The sequence below is a fragment of the Amycolatopsis sp. NPDC104775 genome (genome assembly GCF_055583325.1).
Genome location: NZ_JBVJOE010000006.1, coordinates 1 through 15771 on the forward strand (window position 1 = coordinate 1; position 15771 = coordinate 15771).

At 68.2% G+C, this 15771-nt stretch carries 14 protein-coding genes; 12 read left to right on the forward strand and 2 right to left on the reverse strand.

Annotated features, from left to right (window positions below; genetic code table 11):
- Positions 1-139: 139 nt before the first annotated feature.
- Positions 140-1912 carry a P-loop NTPase family protein gene (locus tag ACZ63D_RS26185; protein ID WP_465357008.1) on the forward strand — a complete coding sequence of 591 codons (1773 nt, stop codon included), beginning with the start codon at positions 140-142 and terminating at the stop codon, positions 1910-1912.
- A gap of 607 nt (positions 1913-2519) precedes the next feature.
- Entirely contained in the window at positions 2520-3719 is a 1200-nt protein-coding gene (locus tag ACZ63D_RS26190) for a GTPase (RefSeq protein WP_465357009.1), read from the forward strand.
- A gap of 340 nt (positions 3720-4059) precedes the next feature.
- On the opposite strand, the gene ACZ63D_RS26195 is transcribed toward ACZ63D_RS26190, so the two are convergent.
- On the reverse strand, positions 4060-4446 hold the full coding sequence (locus ACZ63D_RS26195) for a pyridoxamine 5'-phosphate oxidase family protein (protein ID WP_465357010.1): 387 nt from the start codon (positions 4444-4446) through the stop codon (positions 4060-4062).
- Between the two features lie 99 nt (positions 4447-4545).
- Here ACZ63D_RS26195 and ACZ63D_RS26200 point away from each other — a divergent pair, with 99 nt between their 5' ends.
- The 4 genes from ACZ63D_RS26200 to ACZ63D_RS26215 are packed head-to-tail and all read left to right on the forward strand — an operon-like array spanning position 4546 to position 8857.
- Complete coding sequence (locus tag ACZ63D_RS26200) at positions 4546-5493, forward strand: ABC transporter substrate-binding protein (RefSeq protein WP_465357011.1); 948 nt, start codon at positions 4546-4548, stop codon at positions 5491-5493.
- A complete protein-coding gene (locus ACZ63D_RS26205) occupies positions 5480-6373 on the forward strand; it encodes an amino acid ABC transporter permease (protein WP_465357012.1) in 894 nt (297 codons plus the stop codon). The genes ACZ63D_RS26200 and ACZ63D_RS26205 overlap by 14 nt, the downstream gene beginning before the upstream one ends.
- Positions 6366-7133 carry an amino acid ABC transporter ATP-binding protein gene (locus ACZ63D_RS26210; protein ID WP_465357013.1) on the forward strand — a complete coding sequence of 256 codons (768 nt, stop codon included), beginning with the start codon at positions 6366-6368 and terminating at the stop codon, positions 7131-7133. The genes ACZ63D_RS26205 and ACZ63D_RS26210 overlap by 8 nt, the downstream gene beginning before the upstream one ends.
- Positions 7130-8857, forward strand: a complete 1728-nt coding sequence (locus ACZ63D_RS26215) for an aminotransferase class V-fold PLP-dependent enzyme (protein WP_465357014.1) — start codon at positions 7130-7132, stop codon at positions 8855-8857. The genes ACZ63D_RS26210 and ACZ63D_RS26215 overlap by 4 nt, the downstream gene beginning before the upstream one ends.
- 39 nt (positions 8858-8896) lie before the next feature.
- On the opposite strand, the gene ACZ63D_RS26220 is transcribed toward ACZ63D_RS26215, so the two are convergent.
- Complete coding sequence (locus ACZ63D_RS26220; protein WP_465357015.1) at positions 8897-10063, reverse strand: macrolide family glycosyltransferase; 1167 nt, start codon at positions 10061-10063, stop codon at positions 8897-8899.
- Between the two features lie 286 nt (positions 10064-10349).
- Between ACZ63D_RS26220 and ACZ63D_RS26225 the strand changes: the two genes are divergently transcribed.
- From ACZ63D_RS26225 to ACZ63D_RS26250, 6 genes are all read left to right on the forward strand, one after another.
- A complete protein-coding gene (locus ACZ63D_RS26225) occupies positions 10350-11252 on the forward strand; it encodes an ABC transporter ATP-binding protein (RefSeq protein WP_465357016.1) in 903 nt (300 codons plus the stop codon).
- Positions 11249-11983: an ABC transporter permease gene (locus ACZ63D_RS26230; RefSeq protein ID WP_465357017.1), complete on the forward strand. Its 735-nt coding sequence runs from the start codon at positions 11249-11251 to the stop codon at positions 11981-11983. Before ACZ63D_RS26225 ends, ACZ63D_RS26230 begins: the two co-directional genes overlap by 4 nt.
- A gap of 54 nt (positions 11984-12037) precedes the next feature.
- Positions 12038-12685 (forward strand): hypothetical protein, encoded by a 648-nt coding sequence (locus ACZ63D_RS26235; RefSeq protein ID WP_465357018.1) that lies wholly within the window; start codon positions 12038-12040, stop codon positions 12683-12685.
- Positions 12678-12983: a winged helix-turn-helix domain-containing protein gene (locus ACZ63D_RS26240; RefSeq protein WP_465357019.1), complete on the forward strand. Its 306-nt coding sequence runs from the start codon at positions 12678-12680 to the stop codon at positions 12981-12983. Before ACZ63D_RS26235 ends, ACZ63D_RS26240 begins: the two co-directional genes overlap by 8 nt.
- Before the next feature lies 1 nt (position 12984).
- Complete coding sequence (locus ACZ63D_RS26245; protein ID WP_465357020.1) at positions 12985-14304, forward strand: DNA polymerase IV; 1320 nt, start codon at positions 12985-12987, stop codon at positions 14302-14304.
- A 95-nt stretch (positions 14305-14399) separates the two neighbouring features.
- Positions 14400-15509 (forward strand): CapA family protein, encoded by a 1110-nt coding sequence (locus ACZ63D_RS26250; protein WP_465357444.1) that lies wholly within the window; start codon positions 14400-14402, stop codon positions 15507-15509.
- Positions 15510-15771 lie beyond the last annotated feature (262 nt).

Sequence of the window (15771 nt, forward strand, 5' to 3'; positions counted from 1 at the left end):
CCCCCCCCCCCCCCCCCCCCCCCCCCCCCCCCCCCCCCCCCCCCCCCCCCCCCCCCCCCCCCCCCCCCCCCCCCCCCCCCCCCCCCCCCCCCACCACCCGGTTCGGATACTCCCCGTACACGGGGGACACTGATTCGCCGTGACGGCTCCAGCTTGGCTCGAAGTGCTCGCAGAGACCTCGGAGGCTTGCCGGACGCACGGCCGCGAAGACCTGGCGCAACGCCTTCGCCGGCGTCAGGACCGGCCGCCGGGCGGCACGCGCGTCGCTGTGCTCGGCTTTCCCAAGCAAGGCAAGGGCTACCTGGTCAACGCGGTGCTCAACGCGCCGGTCTGCCCGGTCGGCGATGCGGCGACTCCCTCGGTGCCGATCGAAATCGGCTACGCCGCCGAACCCGGGGCGACGCTCGTCGGACGCGCCGACGAACGCATCCCGATCGAGATCGAAAAGCTGACCGGCGAGGTCGGCGCGCGACCGGCCGGATCGCTGCGGCGGGTCGAGGTCGGGGTTCCGCGCGACTTGCTGTCGGCGGGCTTGGTGCTCATCGACACTCCGGCGATCGGCGACCCGAGGTCGCCTCGCACCGCTGCCGCTCTCGACGTTCTCGCGGACGCCGACGCGGTCATTCTTGTTTCCGACGCCGCCGCTCCGCTGGACCAGGCCGAGCTGGCGTTGGCGCATCACATCCGGACGTGGTGTCCGCACGTGGTCGTCGCGCTGACCAAGATCGATGTCAGCGCTGGATGGCGCACGGTCGCCGAGCAGAACCGGACCGCGCTGTCCGCGGCGGGAATCGACTCTCCGGTGCTGCCGGTGTCGGCGACGGTTCGGTTCGCCGCGGCCAAGGGTGGCGATCAAGACCTCAACGTGCGGTCTGGGTTCCCCGAACTGCTTTCCTGGATCGCGACCCAGGTTTCGCGACCGGCGGAGAGCACGGCCGCCTTGCTCGCCGCGGTGAGCGTGCGCGCGGCGGCGGCTGAGCTGGTCGAGACGTTGCGGGCACGTGCTGAGGCGGCGGGACAGGAAGCAGGCGTTGATCAGACGACGTTGCTGCAACGCTCCCAACGTCGCGCTGACGAATTGCGCCGGCGCAACAGCCGGTGGCAGAACCTGCTGTCAGACGAAATCGCCGACCTGCAGTCCGACGCGGAGTACGACCTGCGCGAACGCACCCGGAAGATCGTCGAGACGATCGACGAGACCTTTGACCGCGGGGACCCGGTCAAGGTGTGGGACGAATTCGGGCCGTGGCTGGACAGCACGCTCGCGGAAGCGGTCGAGACGACCTACACGTTCGCGGCCGAGCGCGCGGAGTGGATCGCGCAGGCGGTGGCGGTGAGTTTCGGCGCGCAGTACGACCTGCCGGAACTGGCCTTGACCGACTCCGGCGCGGACCGGATCGCCGAAGTGCGCCAGCCGCGGATCGAGCGGTTCAAGATCGGGCAGAAGGCGTTCACCGGGTTGCGCGGTTCGTACGGCGGCGTGCTGATGTTCGGGCTGGTGACGGGGTTGGCGGGCTTGCCGTTGATCAACCCGGTGTCGATCGGCGCCGGTGTCGCGTTCGCGGCGAAGACCATCAGCGACGAAGGCGGCATGCGGCTGCAACGTCGGCAAGCGGTGGCCAAGATGACCGCGCAACGGCACGTCGACGACGTGTTCCTGCGGTTCAGCAAGGAGTGCCGCGACGCGATCCGTCAGGTGCACCGGCGGTTGCGGGACCACTTCACCGACCTCGCCGACGGTCTTGCCGACGAGCTGACGCGGGAACGCGAGATGATCATCGCCGGATCGGCCGAGCGCGAGCGGCGAAGCGCGGCGCTGCGGCGGGAAATCGACCGGCTTGCCGGGTTGCACAAGCGGGCTGGGGAGCTGGGGATGCTGGCTAATCGGGTGCCCAAAGAGCTGCCTGCGTGACTTTCCCCGGGCCGGGATTGTGTGGTGCTGGCGGCCCTTCTGGGCATCGGTGAGGGTGGCCCGTTAGGTGTCAAGCGGATGCCTGCGTGATGTCGGATAGGCGCGGCGTGCTTTTGGCAGTTCTAGTGCGTTTGCTGAGGCTGGCTGATCGTCTCGCAGACGGGTGGCGGCGAGGAGGTCTGCATGACCTTGGCTGGGAGAGTTGGACGCGCACCGGGTGGTCCGGCGGGCGGAGTGCTGGGCAACAGGCCGCTTAGGGGATGGCTTATGCGAGTTCAGTCGGGATGGCCGAAGGATGTTGGCCGGTCGGTCGTCCAGGAAACTGATCGCGCGAGTTTCAGCCGGGATGGATTGCGGACGGGGTCAGTGGCGACTGGAGGATGCTGGCTCGTGTCGGCATTCGTTGCTGGGCGAGTGCCCGGATCGTGGAGCGAACTGGTTCGGTCGTGGGAATGCGGCGTTCTTGGGCCGTTGCGGGCGTTTCGGGAGATGCCCGGGCTGGATGGGTGATGGTTGGCTTCGGGATTCGGTGAGCGGAGTGTTGCCGGGTAGCCGAAGATGTTCGGGACTGTGTGCCGGGTCAGTCGAGTGAGGAGTGGTGTCGCGCGTGGTTGAGGACGTTCGGGCTCTTCTGGCGGATGCTTGTGCGTACTACCGCGACAGTCCGAGGGCTTCGGCGTTGCTGAGGGAAGCGCTTGATCATCTCGACGAGCCGCTTCGAGTGGGGATCGGAGGAGCCTCGGGGACGGGGAAGTCCACGCTGGCCGCCGCGTTGGGGGATTGGCCGACGCGGGCGTTGCGGGATCTGGAGTTTCTCGACGCGCCGCATCCGTCGACGCTCACTGACGCGTCCGTACAGCTGTTGCGCCACCTCGAGCCCGACCAGTTGGCGACATTACGTCCGGCGACACCTTCAGCGTTCGCGCGCCAGACGGCGGTTGACACGATCCTTGTGCTTGCGCGTGCGGACGAAACGGGCGCGGGCCGGATTGACGCACTGCTTACCGCGAAGCAGATTGCGCGGCGCGCGTGGCGTGAAGACCCACTGTGCAGCGGGTTTCAAGGCGTGATCGCGGTGGCGGCGCAGCTTGCGTACGGGGCGCGCGCGTTCACTGACGACGAGTTCGAGCTTCTAGCGGCCTTCGCGGCTGTTCCTCGCGAAGAGTTGGAGCGGTATCTGCTGTCGGTGGACACCTTTACTGATCCGGCGTTTCCGGGGCCGGTGTCAGTTGAGACGCGACGGTCGTTGGTGGTGCGCTTCGGGCTGTTCGGGGTGAAGCTTGCGCTGACGTTGATCCGTACGGGCTGCGATGACCGGATGAAGCTGTCGGCGGAACTGGTGCGGCGCAGTGGTCTTGGCGAGCTTCGCGACACGATCGCGGGTTGTTTCGCTGCGCGTGCGGACGCGTTGCGCGCGCGGACGGCGTTGATTCGGTTGGAGACCGTGTTGAACGCGGAGCCTCGGCCGCACAGTGACCGGCTCGCGGCACGGGTCGAGCGGTTTTCGGCTGGTGCGCATGACTTCCGCGAGTTGCGGCTGATCGCGGACATTCGAGGCGGGCGCACGGCGTTGGCGGGCGAGTCGGCGGAAGAAGCCGTGCGGCTGCTGGGGGCGGAGGGGACGGCGTCGGAAGAACGGCTGGGGCTTGCGGCGGGTACGGATCCGCGCGAGATGTATGAAGCCGGTCTTGACGCGGTGATGCGGTGGCGGCATGAGGCGGAGCGGCCGGATCGGGCGTTGGCAGAGCGGGCTGCGGCGCAGGTTGTGGTGCGCAGTGCGGAAGGGTTGCTGGCGCAGTTCGTGTGACCAGCGCACTCGACCAGCGCACTCGACCAGGGCAGTCGACCAGGGCAGTCGACCAGGGCGATTGACCGGGATTGTGGGCGAGGTCAGCTGGTCAGGGCTGGCGATCAGGGCAGTCGGCCGGGACGGACGCCCGGGCCAGGCGACTGAGACTGCTGACCGACCGGTGCCTGATTGGGACAGTGGGTCGAGGCCGGTCGAAGAGGTCTGACCGGGGCAGTCGTTCAGGGCGATCGACCTGGGCGGTTGACCTAGGCGACCAGCCGAGGCGACTGACCAGGGCACTTGACCCGGGCAGTCGCCCAGGGCAGTCGACCAGGGCGATCGTCCGGATGCCCGAATGTCAGGCGTTGCCCAGCACGCGTCCGATAGTGAGTTCCAGGACGACTCGCTGCGGGTTTTCCCGCGGTTTCCGGTACCGCTGGGCGTAGCGCTCTTCGGCGTCGCGTACTGAGGCGACGTCATCGAGTAGCCGGATCCGGCCTTCCAGCGTGGACCAGGTCCGGCCCTCGAACTGGCACACCGCGGCGGCCAGCCCACCCTCGCCAGCGGCGCGGATGACGCGGGCCTTGTACGAGGTCCCCGAGGCGATCACGCGGGCGATGCTCTGCTCGAAATCAACCGTCACGCCGACGGCTACTACATGTGGCGTTCCGTTGGGGCGCACCGTCGTGAGCGACGCGAGCCGCCGTTCGGTCCAGAACTGGCGGAAGCTCTCGTCGAAGGGCATGTCCGCACGCTAGACGAGACAGGAATTCAACTGTGTGTTGACCTATTAAACAAGCAGTTGTAGCGTTCCGCGGAACCCACGACGTCCTGGAGGAACCGCATGTCGTCGCTTCGTTCCCGTGCCTGGCAGGCCGCGCTGCTGGGCGGTCTGCTCGCGTTCGCTACCGCTTGTGGAGGAGGTCCCGACGGGGCCGGCGGCGGACCGCAGCAGAAGCCGAGCGCTATTCCGGACAACACCGCGTTGCTCGGGGCGATCAAGGCCGACCCGCAGCTCGCCGGAGCGCTGCCGACGGCTGTCGCGCAGGCGAAGACGTTGCGGCTGGCGTCCAATATCCAGTCGGCTCCGAACAACTTCTACGCCTCGGACGGCAAGACGCCGATCGGCTACGAGGTCGATCTGGCCAAGGCGGTCGGGGCGAAGCTCGGGGTGAGCGTCGCGTACCAGGATCTCGCGTTCGGTTCGCTGATCACGAGCCTGCAGTCCGGCCGCGTCGATCTGACCATGGCGGCGATGAACGACACCAAGGAACGCCAGCAGCAGATCGACTTCGTCGACTACTTCTCGTCCGGCATCACGATCATGATCCGCAAGGGCAACCCGGACGGCATCACCGGGCCGGATGCGTTGTGCGGCAAGAACGTGGCGGTCGTACAGGGCACCAGTCACCAGAAGTTCGCCACCGCGCAGAGCGCGAAATGCACGCAGGCGGGCAAGCCGGCGATCACGGTCACCGCGACCGACAGCGACAACCAGAACCAGAATCAGCTGCGCACCGGTCGCGTCGCGGCGATTCTCAACGACCTGCCAAGCGCGGTCTACATCTCGCGTACGGCGGGCGATGGCAAGTTCTTCGAGGTCGTGCCGGGCCAGCCGATCGAGGGCGGGCCGTACGGGATGGGCTTCGCGAAGACCAACACGAAGCTGCGCGATGCAGTCAAGCAGGCGTTGCAGTCGCTCGTCGCGGACGGGACGTACGGCAAGATCCTGCAGTCCTGGGGCGTCGAGCAGGGCGCGATCAAGGAGGCGGCCGTCAATGGCGGAAGCTGAACCGCTGCCGATCGTCCGGTTGCGGCATTGGGGGCGCTGGGTCAGCGCGGCGGTGATCGTCGCTCTGCTGGTGCTGCTGGGTTTCGCGCTCGCGCAAGCGCAGATCGACTGGGGCTCGGTCCCTGACTTCGTCTTTTACCGCGTGATGGCGCTCGGCCTGCTCAATACCGTTGTGCTGGCGGTGATCGCGCAGGCGATCGCGATCGTGCTCGGCATCCTGATCGCGTTGCTGCGGCTGAGCGCCAACCCGGTCGCGAAATGGTTCGCGGCGGCCTACATCTGGCTGTTCCGCGGGCTTCCGGTGCTGCTGCAGATCCTGATTTGGTACAACCTGGCGCTGATCTTCCCGACCGTCTCGATCCCGCTGCCCTTCGGCGGTTACCTCGTCCACGAGCCGACGAACGTGCTGATCAGCGCGTTCACCGCGGCACTGCTCGGGCTGGCGCTGAACGAGAGCGCGTACATGGCGGAGATCGTCCGCGCCGGGCTGACCAGCGTCGACACCGGGCAGACCGAGGCGGCGAAATCCATCGGCATGACGCCTGGCGCGACGCTGCGCCGCGTCGTGCTGCCGCAGGCGATGCGCGTGATCATCCCGCCGACTGGCAACGACTTCATCAACATGCTCAAGGGCACGTCGATGGCGTCGGTGATCGGCGTGACGGAGCTGATCCACGCGGCCAACAACATCTCGTCCAACAATCTGCTGGTGATGGAGACGCTGATCGCGGCGGCGATCTGGTACATGGTCGTGGTGACCGTGGCCGGCGTCGGCCAGCACTACCTTGAACGATCGTTCGGGGCGGCTGACCGGAGTCCTGCCGCGCGGGTCGGCAAGGCGCTCAAGGGGATGCCGCTGGTGAGGGGTGCTCGTGTCTGAGCCGCTGCTGAAAGCTGTCGGGGTACGCAAGAACTACGGGCACATCGAGGTGCTCAAGGGCATCGATCTGGAGGTCCGCAAAGGACAGGTGGTGTGCCTGCTCGGGCCGTCCGGGGCGGGCAAGAGCACGTTTTTGCGCTGCCTCAACCATCTCGAGACGATCGACGGCGGCCAGGTCTGGGTGGACGGCGAGCCGATCGGGTTCAAGCTGCGCGGCGGCAAGCTGTACGAACTGCGGGAGAAGGACGTCGCACGCCAGCGCCGGGACATCGGCATGGTGTTCCAGCGGTTCAACCTGTTCGGGCATCGGACGGCGCTGGAGAACGTGATCGAGGGGCCGGTGCGGGTGCTCGGCGCCGACCCGGCGAAGGCCCGGAAAGAGGCGCTGGACCTGCTCGACCGGGTCGGGCTCGCGGACCGAGCGGGCGCTTATCCAGGGCAACTGTCCGGTGGGCAGCAGCAGCGCGTCGCGATCGCGCGGTCGCTGGCGATGAAGCCGAAGCTCATGCTGTTCGACGAGCCGACGTCCGCGCTGGACCCGGAACTGGTGGGGGAGGTGCTGGCGGTGATGGGTACGTTGGCTCGGGAGGGGATGACGATGGTGGTCGTGACGCACGAGATGGCCTTCGCCGCGGAGGCCGCCGACGAGGTGGTGTTCCTCGCCGACGGCGCGGTGGTCGAAACCGGACCGCCGGAACGGGTGCTGAAAGCTCCGGAACACGAGCGGACGCGGCAGTTCCTCGCGCGGGTCCTCTCGTGACCCGGATCCCGCCCCGGTACCTGCTCCAGTTCGACGAGCCCGCGGGCTACCTGGATTTCGCGCGGTTCGGGCCGCCGTCGCACGCCGTGCTCGACACCACCGCGCGGCTGCTGGAGGCGACGACCAAGGCTGGTCCGTCCACTGTGGACGAACTGATGCGGCAGGAGATCCGGGCGAAAGCGGCGGCCGCGCGGCTCTGCGGCAGCGACACCGACCACACCGTGCTGCTCCCGCACACCAGTCTCGGCCTGTTTCAGGCGGCGTTCAACAGTCACGGCGAAGTGCTCGTGTCGGCCGCGGAGTTCCCGGCCAACACGTATCCATGGGCGCGTGCCGAGCAGGCCGGACGGGTGCGGATGCGGCGTCTGGAAGGCGGCTACGTCACCGCCGATCGTCTCGTGGAGGCGCTCACGCCTGAGACCACAGTGGTTTCGGTGAGCGCGGTCGACTTCCGCACCGGTTATCGTGCCGATCTCGCCGCCTTGCGCGAGGTGGTGGGCGACCGGCTGCTGGTGGTCGACGGGATCCAGGGTTTCGGGGTCGTCGACGCGCCGTGGGAGGTCGCCGACGTGCTCGTGGTCGGTGGGCAGAAGTGGCTGCGGGCGGGCTGGGGCACCGGGTTCGCGGTGCTGTCCGACCGGGCGCTGGCGCGGATGGACCCGATCCTCTCCGGCTGGACCGGCGCGCGCGACCCCGGCCTGTTCGACGACGAGATCCATCCGGCCGACCCGACCGCGGCGAGCTGGTCGATCTCGAACCTCAGCCCGGTCACGTCCGGTGCTTTCGCGGCGGCGCTCGAACTGGTCGAGGAAACCGGCGTCGCGGCGATCGCGGGCCGGATCGGCGAACGCGTCGGCGAGCTGGAGGACGTGCTGCGCTCGTTCGGCGCGGACATCGTGTCGGCGACCGAACGACGGGCCGGGATTCTCGCGTTCTCGTTGCCAGGCAAGCCGGCGGAGCAGGTCGGGGCAGCGTTGGCGGCGGCGGGGATCGCGGCGACTGTGCGTCCCGAACACGTCCGGTTGTCGCCGCACGCGTCGACGCCGGCCGCCGCCGCGGACCAGGTGCGGGACGCGTTGGAAACGCTGCTGCGGCCTCGCCGGGCCGTGCCGGTCGCGTCGGCTTCGGGCACGGCTACGCACGAGCTGCTCACCGCGTTGATTCCGGCGGTGGACGGGCTGGCGGCGATGCTCGGGCCGGGCAACGAGGTGCTGCTGCACGACCTGTCGCGGCTGCCGGATTCGATCGTCGCGATCGCGGGCGAACTGACCGGTCGCTCGGTCGGCGGGCCGATGACGGATCTGCTGCTCGGGCTCGTCCGGCGCGGCACGACGCAGGACCTGACCAACTACCGCACGCACAGCCCGGACGGGCGCGAAATCCGTTCGTCCACGTTGTTTCTGCGCGACTCCGAGGGTACCGCGATCGGGTGTTTGTGCGTGAACAGCGAACTGCCCGCGGCGGGGCAGACGTCTGAGGAACGCCGGGAGGAGACGTTCCTGCCGGACGTCGACAGCCTGCAACGGTTCCTCGTCGGACGCGCGATCGGGAAGTCCGGGATTCCGGTGGAGCTGATGAAGAAGCGGCACAAGTCGGCGGTGGTTCGCGAGCTGGACGAGGCCGGGTACTTCCTGATCAAGGACGCGGTGGACCATCTGGCCGCGCAGCTCGAGGTGACGCGGTACACGATTTACAACTACCTCAACGAGATCCGGGCTGGGTAGCCGCACCGCCCGGGCTTGCTGCCAAGCCCGGGCGGGCATTCAGTTCAGGAACCGCTCCACCGCGTCCGTGGCTGCGGCGATCCCGCCGTTGGCCCGGATTTCCGCCCGCAGCTCGGCTAACCGCGCGGTGACGTCCGACGAACTGCTGACCTCAACCACGGCTTCGCGGAGAGACTTGGCGGTCACCTGGTCTGCGGGCAAATGCTTGCCCACCCCCAACGCCTCCAATTGCGCGGCGTTGCCGAACTGGTCGACGGCCTGGGGAATGGCGACCGTCGGGACGCCGTACCACAGGGATTCCGTGCAACCGCCCATGCCGGCGTGCGTGATGAACGCGGACGCGACGTCGAGGATTGCCAACTGAGGCACCGTTTCATGCACCTCGACCGACTCCGGCAGCGGGCCGAGATCGTCCTTCGACACGTGCTTGCCGATCGAGAGCACGACGTGCCAGTCCTCGAATTCGGTGATGCAGTGGCGGTAGATGTCCAGCTGGTCGTTGTACGCGGTGCCGAACGACACGAGCAGCACAGGTTTCCCGTCGGACGGCGGAGTCCAGTGCTCGGCTGCGCGCGCCGGGTCGAGACAGGGGCCGACGAACTGGACGCGGTCCTCCGGCACGCGGTCGGCGTTCGGCTGCATCGCACGCGGGATCAGCGACAGGATCGGCACCGGTCGGGCGAGCCACGTCCAGGCGTCTTCGGCGACGCCGTTTTCCGCCAGCCACGAGGTGAACGCTCGGTTGTAGTCCATTCCGGACGGTGAGGTGCGGAGGGGTTTGAGGACGTCGGCGAGTTCTTCCTCGTAGCCGTCCCAGGCGACGTAGGAGGGAGAGAGCTGCACCGCGGGCACGTCGTAGCGGAGGCCGAGCAGCGGAGCGCCCAAGCCGCCGATGTCGTAGAGCAGCAGGTCCGGCCGGTCCTGGTCGAAGGTTTCGATCAGCCGCGGGTGGATCGCGACGGCTTCGTCGAGGAAGACGCGCATCGCTTCCGCCGGGTCTTCCGGCCATTCCGCGTCCGGGCCGAGCGGGAAGATCGTGGGGTGCGCGACGACGTCCGCGCCCGTCGCCGCGACCAGTTCGGTGAGCGGTTCGCCCACGACGTAGCTGACTCGGTGCCCGCGTTGGACCAGCTCGCGGATGATCCCAAGGGACGGATAGACGTGACTCGGCGCGGAGCAGCCGACCATGACGATGTGCTTGCCCATAAGGCGAAAGTGTCCTTTCCGGACGAGATGCGGTCCGGCACGCGAAGCGGGGGCCGCCCGGTGGCGGGCAGCCCGGAAGGTCGTGCCGGGATCAGGACAGGCGGCAGCGGGCGAAGATCGTCATGTACCGGGACGGTAGTGCGGCCGGGTTCGGGGAGCAACCGGATTAACCGGGTGTAAGCCGACGCGAGCTTGTCGCGGTCAACGACTCCGCATCGCCCACTGCTTTCCATAACAACCTACTTTGTGTTACAAAGTTCAGGACAGCGAACCACTGGGGGACAAGATGACCGAAGCTTTCAGGCTGACCGGCCTGGTGAAGCAGTTCAAGCAGGTCCGCGCAGTCGACGGCGTGTCGATGACCGTGCGGCGGGGCGAGGTCGTCGCCCTGCTCGGGCCGAACGGTGCGGGCAAATCGACCACGATCGACATGCTGCTGGGGCTCACCTCACCGGACGAGGGAAGCGTGCGGGTGTTCGGTGGGGCGCCTCGCGCGGCGCTCGACTCCGGGCGGCTCGCGGCGATGGTGCAGAACGGGTTCTTGCTGCGGGATGTCACGCCAGCCGAACTGGTCGAGCTGCATCGGTCGATGTTCCGGAATCCGTTGTCGGCCAAAGAGGTTTTCGACCGGGCCGGGATCGGGGAGTTCGCTCAGCGGCGGTGCGGCAAGTTGTCCGGCGGGCAGTTGCAGCGAGTTCGGTACGCGCTCGCGCTCACTGGCGACCCGGAGTTGCTGATCCTTGACGAGCCGACTGCGGCGCTGGACGTCGACGCCCGACGCGAGTTCTGGGCATCGATGCATGAGTTCACGGCGACCGGGCGGACCGTTCTCTTCGCGACGCACTACCTCGCCGAGGCCGAGGACTACGCGGACCGCGTCGTGTTGATGCGGCACGGGAAGGTCGTCGCGGACGGCGCGGTCGACGAGGTGCGCGCGAATGTGTCCGGGCGAGTGATCAGGGCAGTCGTACAGGGCGCTTGCCCGGAAGACCTGGCCGCACTCGACGGGGTCGCCAGGGCAGTCGTACAGGGCGATCGTACGGAACTGAGCTGTACTGACTCTGACCTGGCGATTCGGGCGTTGCTCACGGCGTTTCCTCAGGTCAGCTCGATCGAGATCACCTCCGCGGGGCTGGAGGAAGCGTTCCTCGCCCTCACCTCCGACGAGCCGCAGGGAGCGCTCCGATGAACTTTGTCTATCTCCGGTTGGAGATCCTGCGCATCGTCCGCAGCCCGCAGTTCGCGCTGTTCACCATCGCGGTCCCCCTCGGCATGTTTCTCCTGTTCGGCGGGTTGTTCGGTGACCAGGTCGGTGCGGACGGCATCAAGGCGAGCGTCACGACGATGATCAACATGGGCGCGTACGGCGCGATGAGCGGCGCGTTGTTCACCGGCACCCGGGTCGCGACCGAACGGACTGACGGCTGGCAACGGCAGCTTCGGCTCACTCCGATGCGTGGACCCGGCTACCTCGCGGTGAAGATCGCCTCTTCGATGGCCATGGCGTTGCCGGTGGTCCTGGTGATCTTCGTGGCCGGCGCACTGCGCGGAGTGCAGCTCACCGCGGCTCAATGGCTGCTCAGCGGCGTCGCGCTGTGGCTGGGCGCGCTGCCGTTCGCGGTGCTCGGGCTGTTGCTCGGGTTGTTCGGCAAGGGCGACACAGTCGGTGCGATGACTGGTGCGCTGATGCTGCCGCTCGGTGTGTTCGGCGGATTGTGGATGCCGCTGTCGATCTTGCCGGAATGGATGTCGACGCTCGCGCATTTCTTTCCTACGTACTGGCTCGGCCGCGTCGGCACGCTCCCGGTGGACCACGCCGGCGGGCTCGGTCTCGCCGTGGGTGTGCTGGCGGCGTGGCTGGTCGTGCCCGCGCTCGTGGTGGTGCGGCGGTTCCGGCTGGGCCCGGTGAAGGTCGCGTGACGTGTTAGCTTCCGTGCTGCATGCGGGGTCAGTACGGGGGAAGGGCGGTCCGGGGTGAACGACGACGCGAGCGACCCCGTCGAGGACGAAGGCGAGCCGCTGTCCGTGGCGGAATCGCTGGAACTGATCGCCCGGCAGAACGAACGGACGCGCCGGGAGCTGCGAGTCAGCCCGGCGCGTCTGTTCGCCGTCTGGGCCTTCGCCTGGCTGGTCGGCTGGGGGCTCGTCTACCTCTCCGACGAGCGATCGGCGGCGCTGTTGCCCGGCTGGGTCGCGGGAATCGTCGTCGCGGTGCTCATGGTGGGCGCGATCGTTTACTCCGCTTGGCACGGCAGCAAAGGCGGCCGCGGGATTCGCGGGCCGTCCCGGCGGATCGGGGCGATGTACGGCTGGGCGTGGATGATCTCGTTCGCCGGGATGTACCTGATCGACGTCCGGATCACCAAACTCCTCCCGGAGGGCTCGGATCTCGTGCCGTTGCTGTGGTCAGGCACGTCGTTGCTGCTCACGGGTGCGCTCTACCTCGCGGGCGGGACGTTGTGGCAGGACTTGCGGCAGTACTTCCTCGGCGGCTGGATCATCGTGTGCAGCGGGGCGAGCGTCCTGGTCGGCGTGCCGGGCAACTTCCTCGTCCTCTCGCTCGCCGGAGGCGGCGGATTCGCGGTCGCGGCGCTGGTCTACGTGGTGCGGCCCCGTGACTGAGCTGCCGGAGCTCGACCCCGTCATCCACGCGCAGGCGCGGCTGCGCGTCACGGTCGCGCTCGCCGGGCTGCGTTCCGCAGACCAGATCACTTTTCCGCGGTTGCAGCAGTTGCTGGAGATGACCGCGGGCAACCTTTCGACCCACCTGCGCAAACTTGAGGACGCCGAGTACGTCGAGATCACCAAGGCTTACGAGCACCGCACGCCGGTCACGCTGGTGCGGCTCACGAGCAAGGGCCGCGCCGCGTTCGAGGCTTACACCAAGGCGTTGCAACGGCTCCTGGACGCTGGAAGCTGACATGTCCCGCTGGGTCGTGCACCTGGACCTCGATGCGTTCTACGCCTCCGCCGAGCAGCTCACCCGCCCGACGCTGCGCGGGCGTGCGGTGGTGGTCGGCGGTACTGGACACCGCGGTGTCGTCGCCGGGGCGAGTTACGAATCGCGGGAGTACGGCGTGCGTTCGGCGATGCCGATGTCGCAGGCTCGACGGCTGCTTCCGGCCGGCGGCGTGGTGCTGCCGCCGCGGTTCCGGTTGTACGAGATCCTGAGCAAGCAGGTTTTCGACGTCGTCGGCGAGGTCGCGCCGGTGCTGGAACGGATTTCCCTCGACGAGGCGTTCGCCGAACCGCCCGCGCTGGCTGGCGCGTCGGTCGAGGAGGTGACCGAGTGGGCCGACAATCTGCGTACGCGGATCCGGGAACAGACCGGGCTGACCGCGTCGATCGGTGCGGGGACTGGGAAGCAGGTCGCGAAAATCGGTTCGGACCGCGCGAAGCCGGACGGTCTGCTCGTCGTGCCGCCGGGGACCGAACGCGAATTCCTTGCTCCGCTGCCGGTGCGCGCGTTGTGGGGGATCGGTCCGGTGGCGGAAGCGAAACTGCGCACGATCGGCGTCCTCACCCTGGGCGAGCTGGCGGCGTTGCCGGAGCCGGACGCGGTGTCGACGCTCGGTGGCGTGGTCGGCCGCGACTTGCGGCGGCTGGCGAGCGGATTCGACGACCGTCCGGTCGCGGAACGGGGTGAAGCCAAGCAGGTGAGCGCGGAGACGACCTTCGACGTCGACGTGGTCGATCTCGTCCGATTGCGCGCTGAGGTAAGGAAAATCGCGGCTGGTGCGCACGCTCGGCTGGTGAAGGCAGGTCGTGTCGCACGCACGGTGGTGATCAAGCTGCGGCACACGGACATGAGCACGGTCACCCGGTCCGAGACCACCGCATCGCCCACCGATAACCTCGAACAGCTTGCGGCTACTGCGGAACGGCTCCTGCTCGACCCGCAGGAATTCGGCGGAGTACGGCTGGCGGGCGTTGCGTTCAGCGGACTTTCGGTGCCGCATCAGGACGCGTTGTTCAGCTTGACCGTGCCTGCCGCGACCGAGGAACCGGTGGTTACTTCGGCACCGTCGCCGGGCGGGAGTGCTCCGGTGTCGTCGTCGGGGTGGCGTCCGGGCGACGACGTCGTGCATGCCGAGTACGGCACGGGCTGGGTGCAAGGCGCGGGGCACGGCCGGGTGACGGTGCGGTTCGAGACGCGCACGTCCGGGCCGGGAGTCGCGCGGACGTTCGACCAGACTGACCCGGCGTTGACTCGCGGACAGCCCGCGGACTGCCTAGCCTGAGCGTTTCGCCTGGTCACGACCGGGGTGTTAACCCACAAGAGTGATGAGGAAGGATGTGCCGGGCAGTCGGGCAAAGGGGATGATTCATGACGAACATGCGCCGCGCCGCCGCCCTCGCCGGGGTCGCGCTGATGCTGACGGCGTGTGGGAGCGAAGCCGCCCCGCAACGGTCCTCAGCCGGGCCGTCGTCCTCAGCGGCGGCCGCTTCTCCGGATTCGTTCACCGTCGTGGCGACCGGGGACGTGCTGATCCACCCGCGGCTCACCGAACAGGCCGAAGCGGACGGTGGCGGGAAGATCGACTACCGGCAACTGTTCGCCGGGGTCAAACCGCTGGTGTCCGGCGCGGATCTGGGGATCTGCCACCTCGAAACCCCGCTCGCCCCGGAAGGCGGGCCGTACAGCGGGTATCCGTCGTTCAGCGCGCCGCCGGAAATCGCGGACGCGTTGAAGGACACCGGATACGACACCTGCTCCACGGCGTCGAACCACACGCTCGACCAGGGTGCGGCCGGTGTTCAGCGGACGCTGGACAAACTCGACCAGGCCGGGTTGAAGCACACCGGCTCCGCGCGTTCGGCCGAGGAAGCGGGGAAACCGCTGATCTTGGACGTGCACGGGGTGAAGGTCGCGCAGCTGTCCTATTCGTTCGGGTTCAACGGGATCAAGCGGCCAGCCGGGAAACCGTGGCTGGCCAACGAAATCGACCCCGACGAGATCCTCTCCGCGGCGCGCGAGGCGAAGGCGGCGGGAGCGGAGGTCGTGATCGCGAGCCTGCATTGGGGTGTCGAGTATCAGCATGACGTGACTGCTGAGCAGAAGAAGTTGGCGCAGAAGCTGACGGCCTCGCCGGATCTCGATTTGATCGTCGGGCATCACGCGCATGTGGTGCAGCCGTTCCAGAAGGTCGGCGGGAAGTGGGTGGCGTTCGGGCTCGGCAATGAGGTTGCCCGGCATGACGAGCCTCGGGGGTCTACCGAGGAAGGGGTGGCGGCTCGGTTCCGGTTCAGCCGTGCTGGCGGGAAGTGGGCCGTGGACAAGGCCGAGTACGTGCCGACGTTGATCGACCTCGGGCCGCCGATCCGGTTGCGCGATCTCACGACGGCGCCGCCGACTCAGCGGGGGAAGGAAGCGCTCGCGAATACCGATGAGGTGGTGCTTTCTCGCGGGGCCGGGGATGACGGGTTGAGCCGACCGGGGCGGTGACGGTTCGGGGGGGGGGCTGCGTGGGATTCGGTGGGCGCCGTGGCGACGCTGTGGGTGCGCCCGGGGTCGGGGGCTGCATGCTCCCGAGGGTGCTGGGAGGCGTTCGAGCGGTAGTAGGGCGATTGCCCAGGGCGATCGATCTGGTCGGGCGACTGCCCTGATTGGACGATTGCCCCCTAGCCGAGCGATCGATGGCGAATGGTGCGCTGTTGGGCGATCGCCCTGGGCGGTTGCCCAGGGCGGACGATCGTCCGGGCGGATG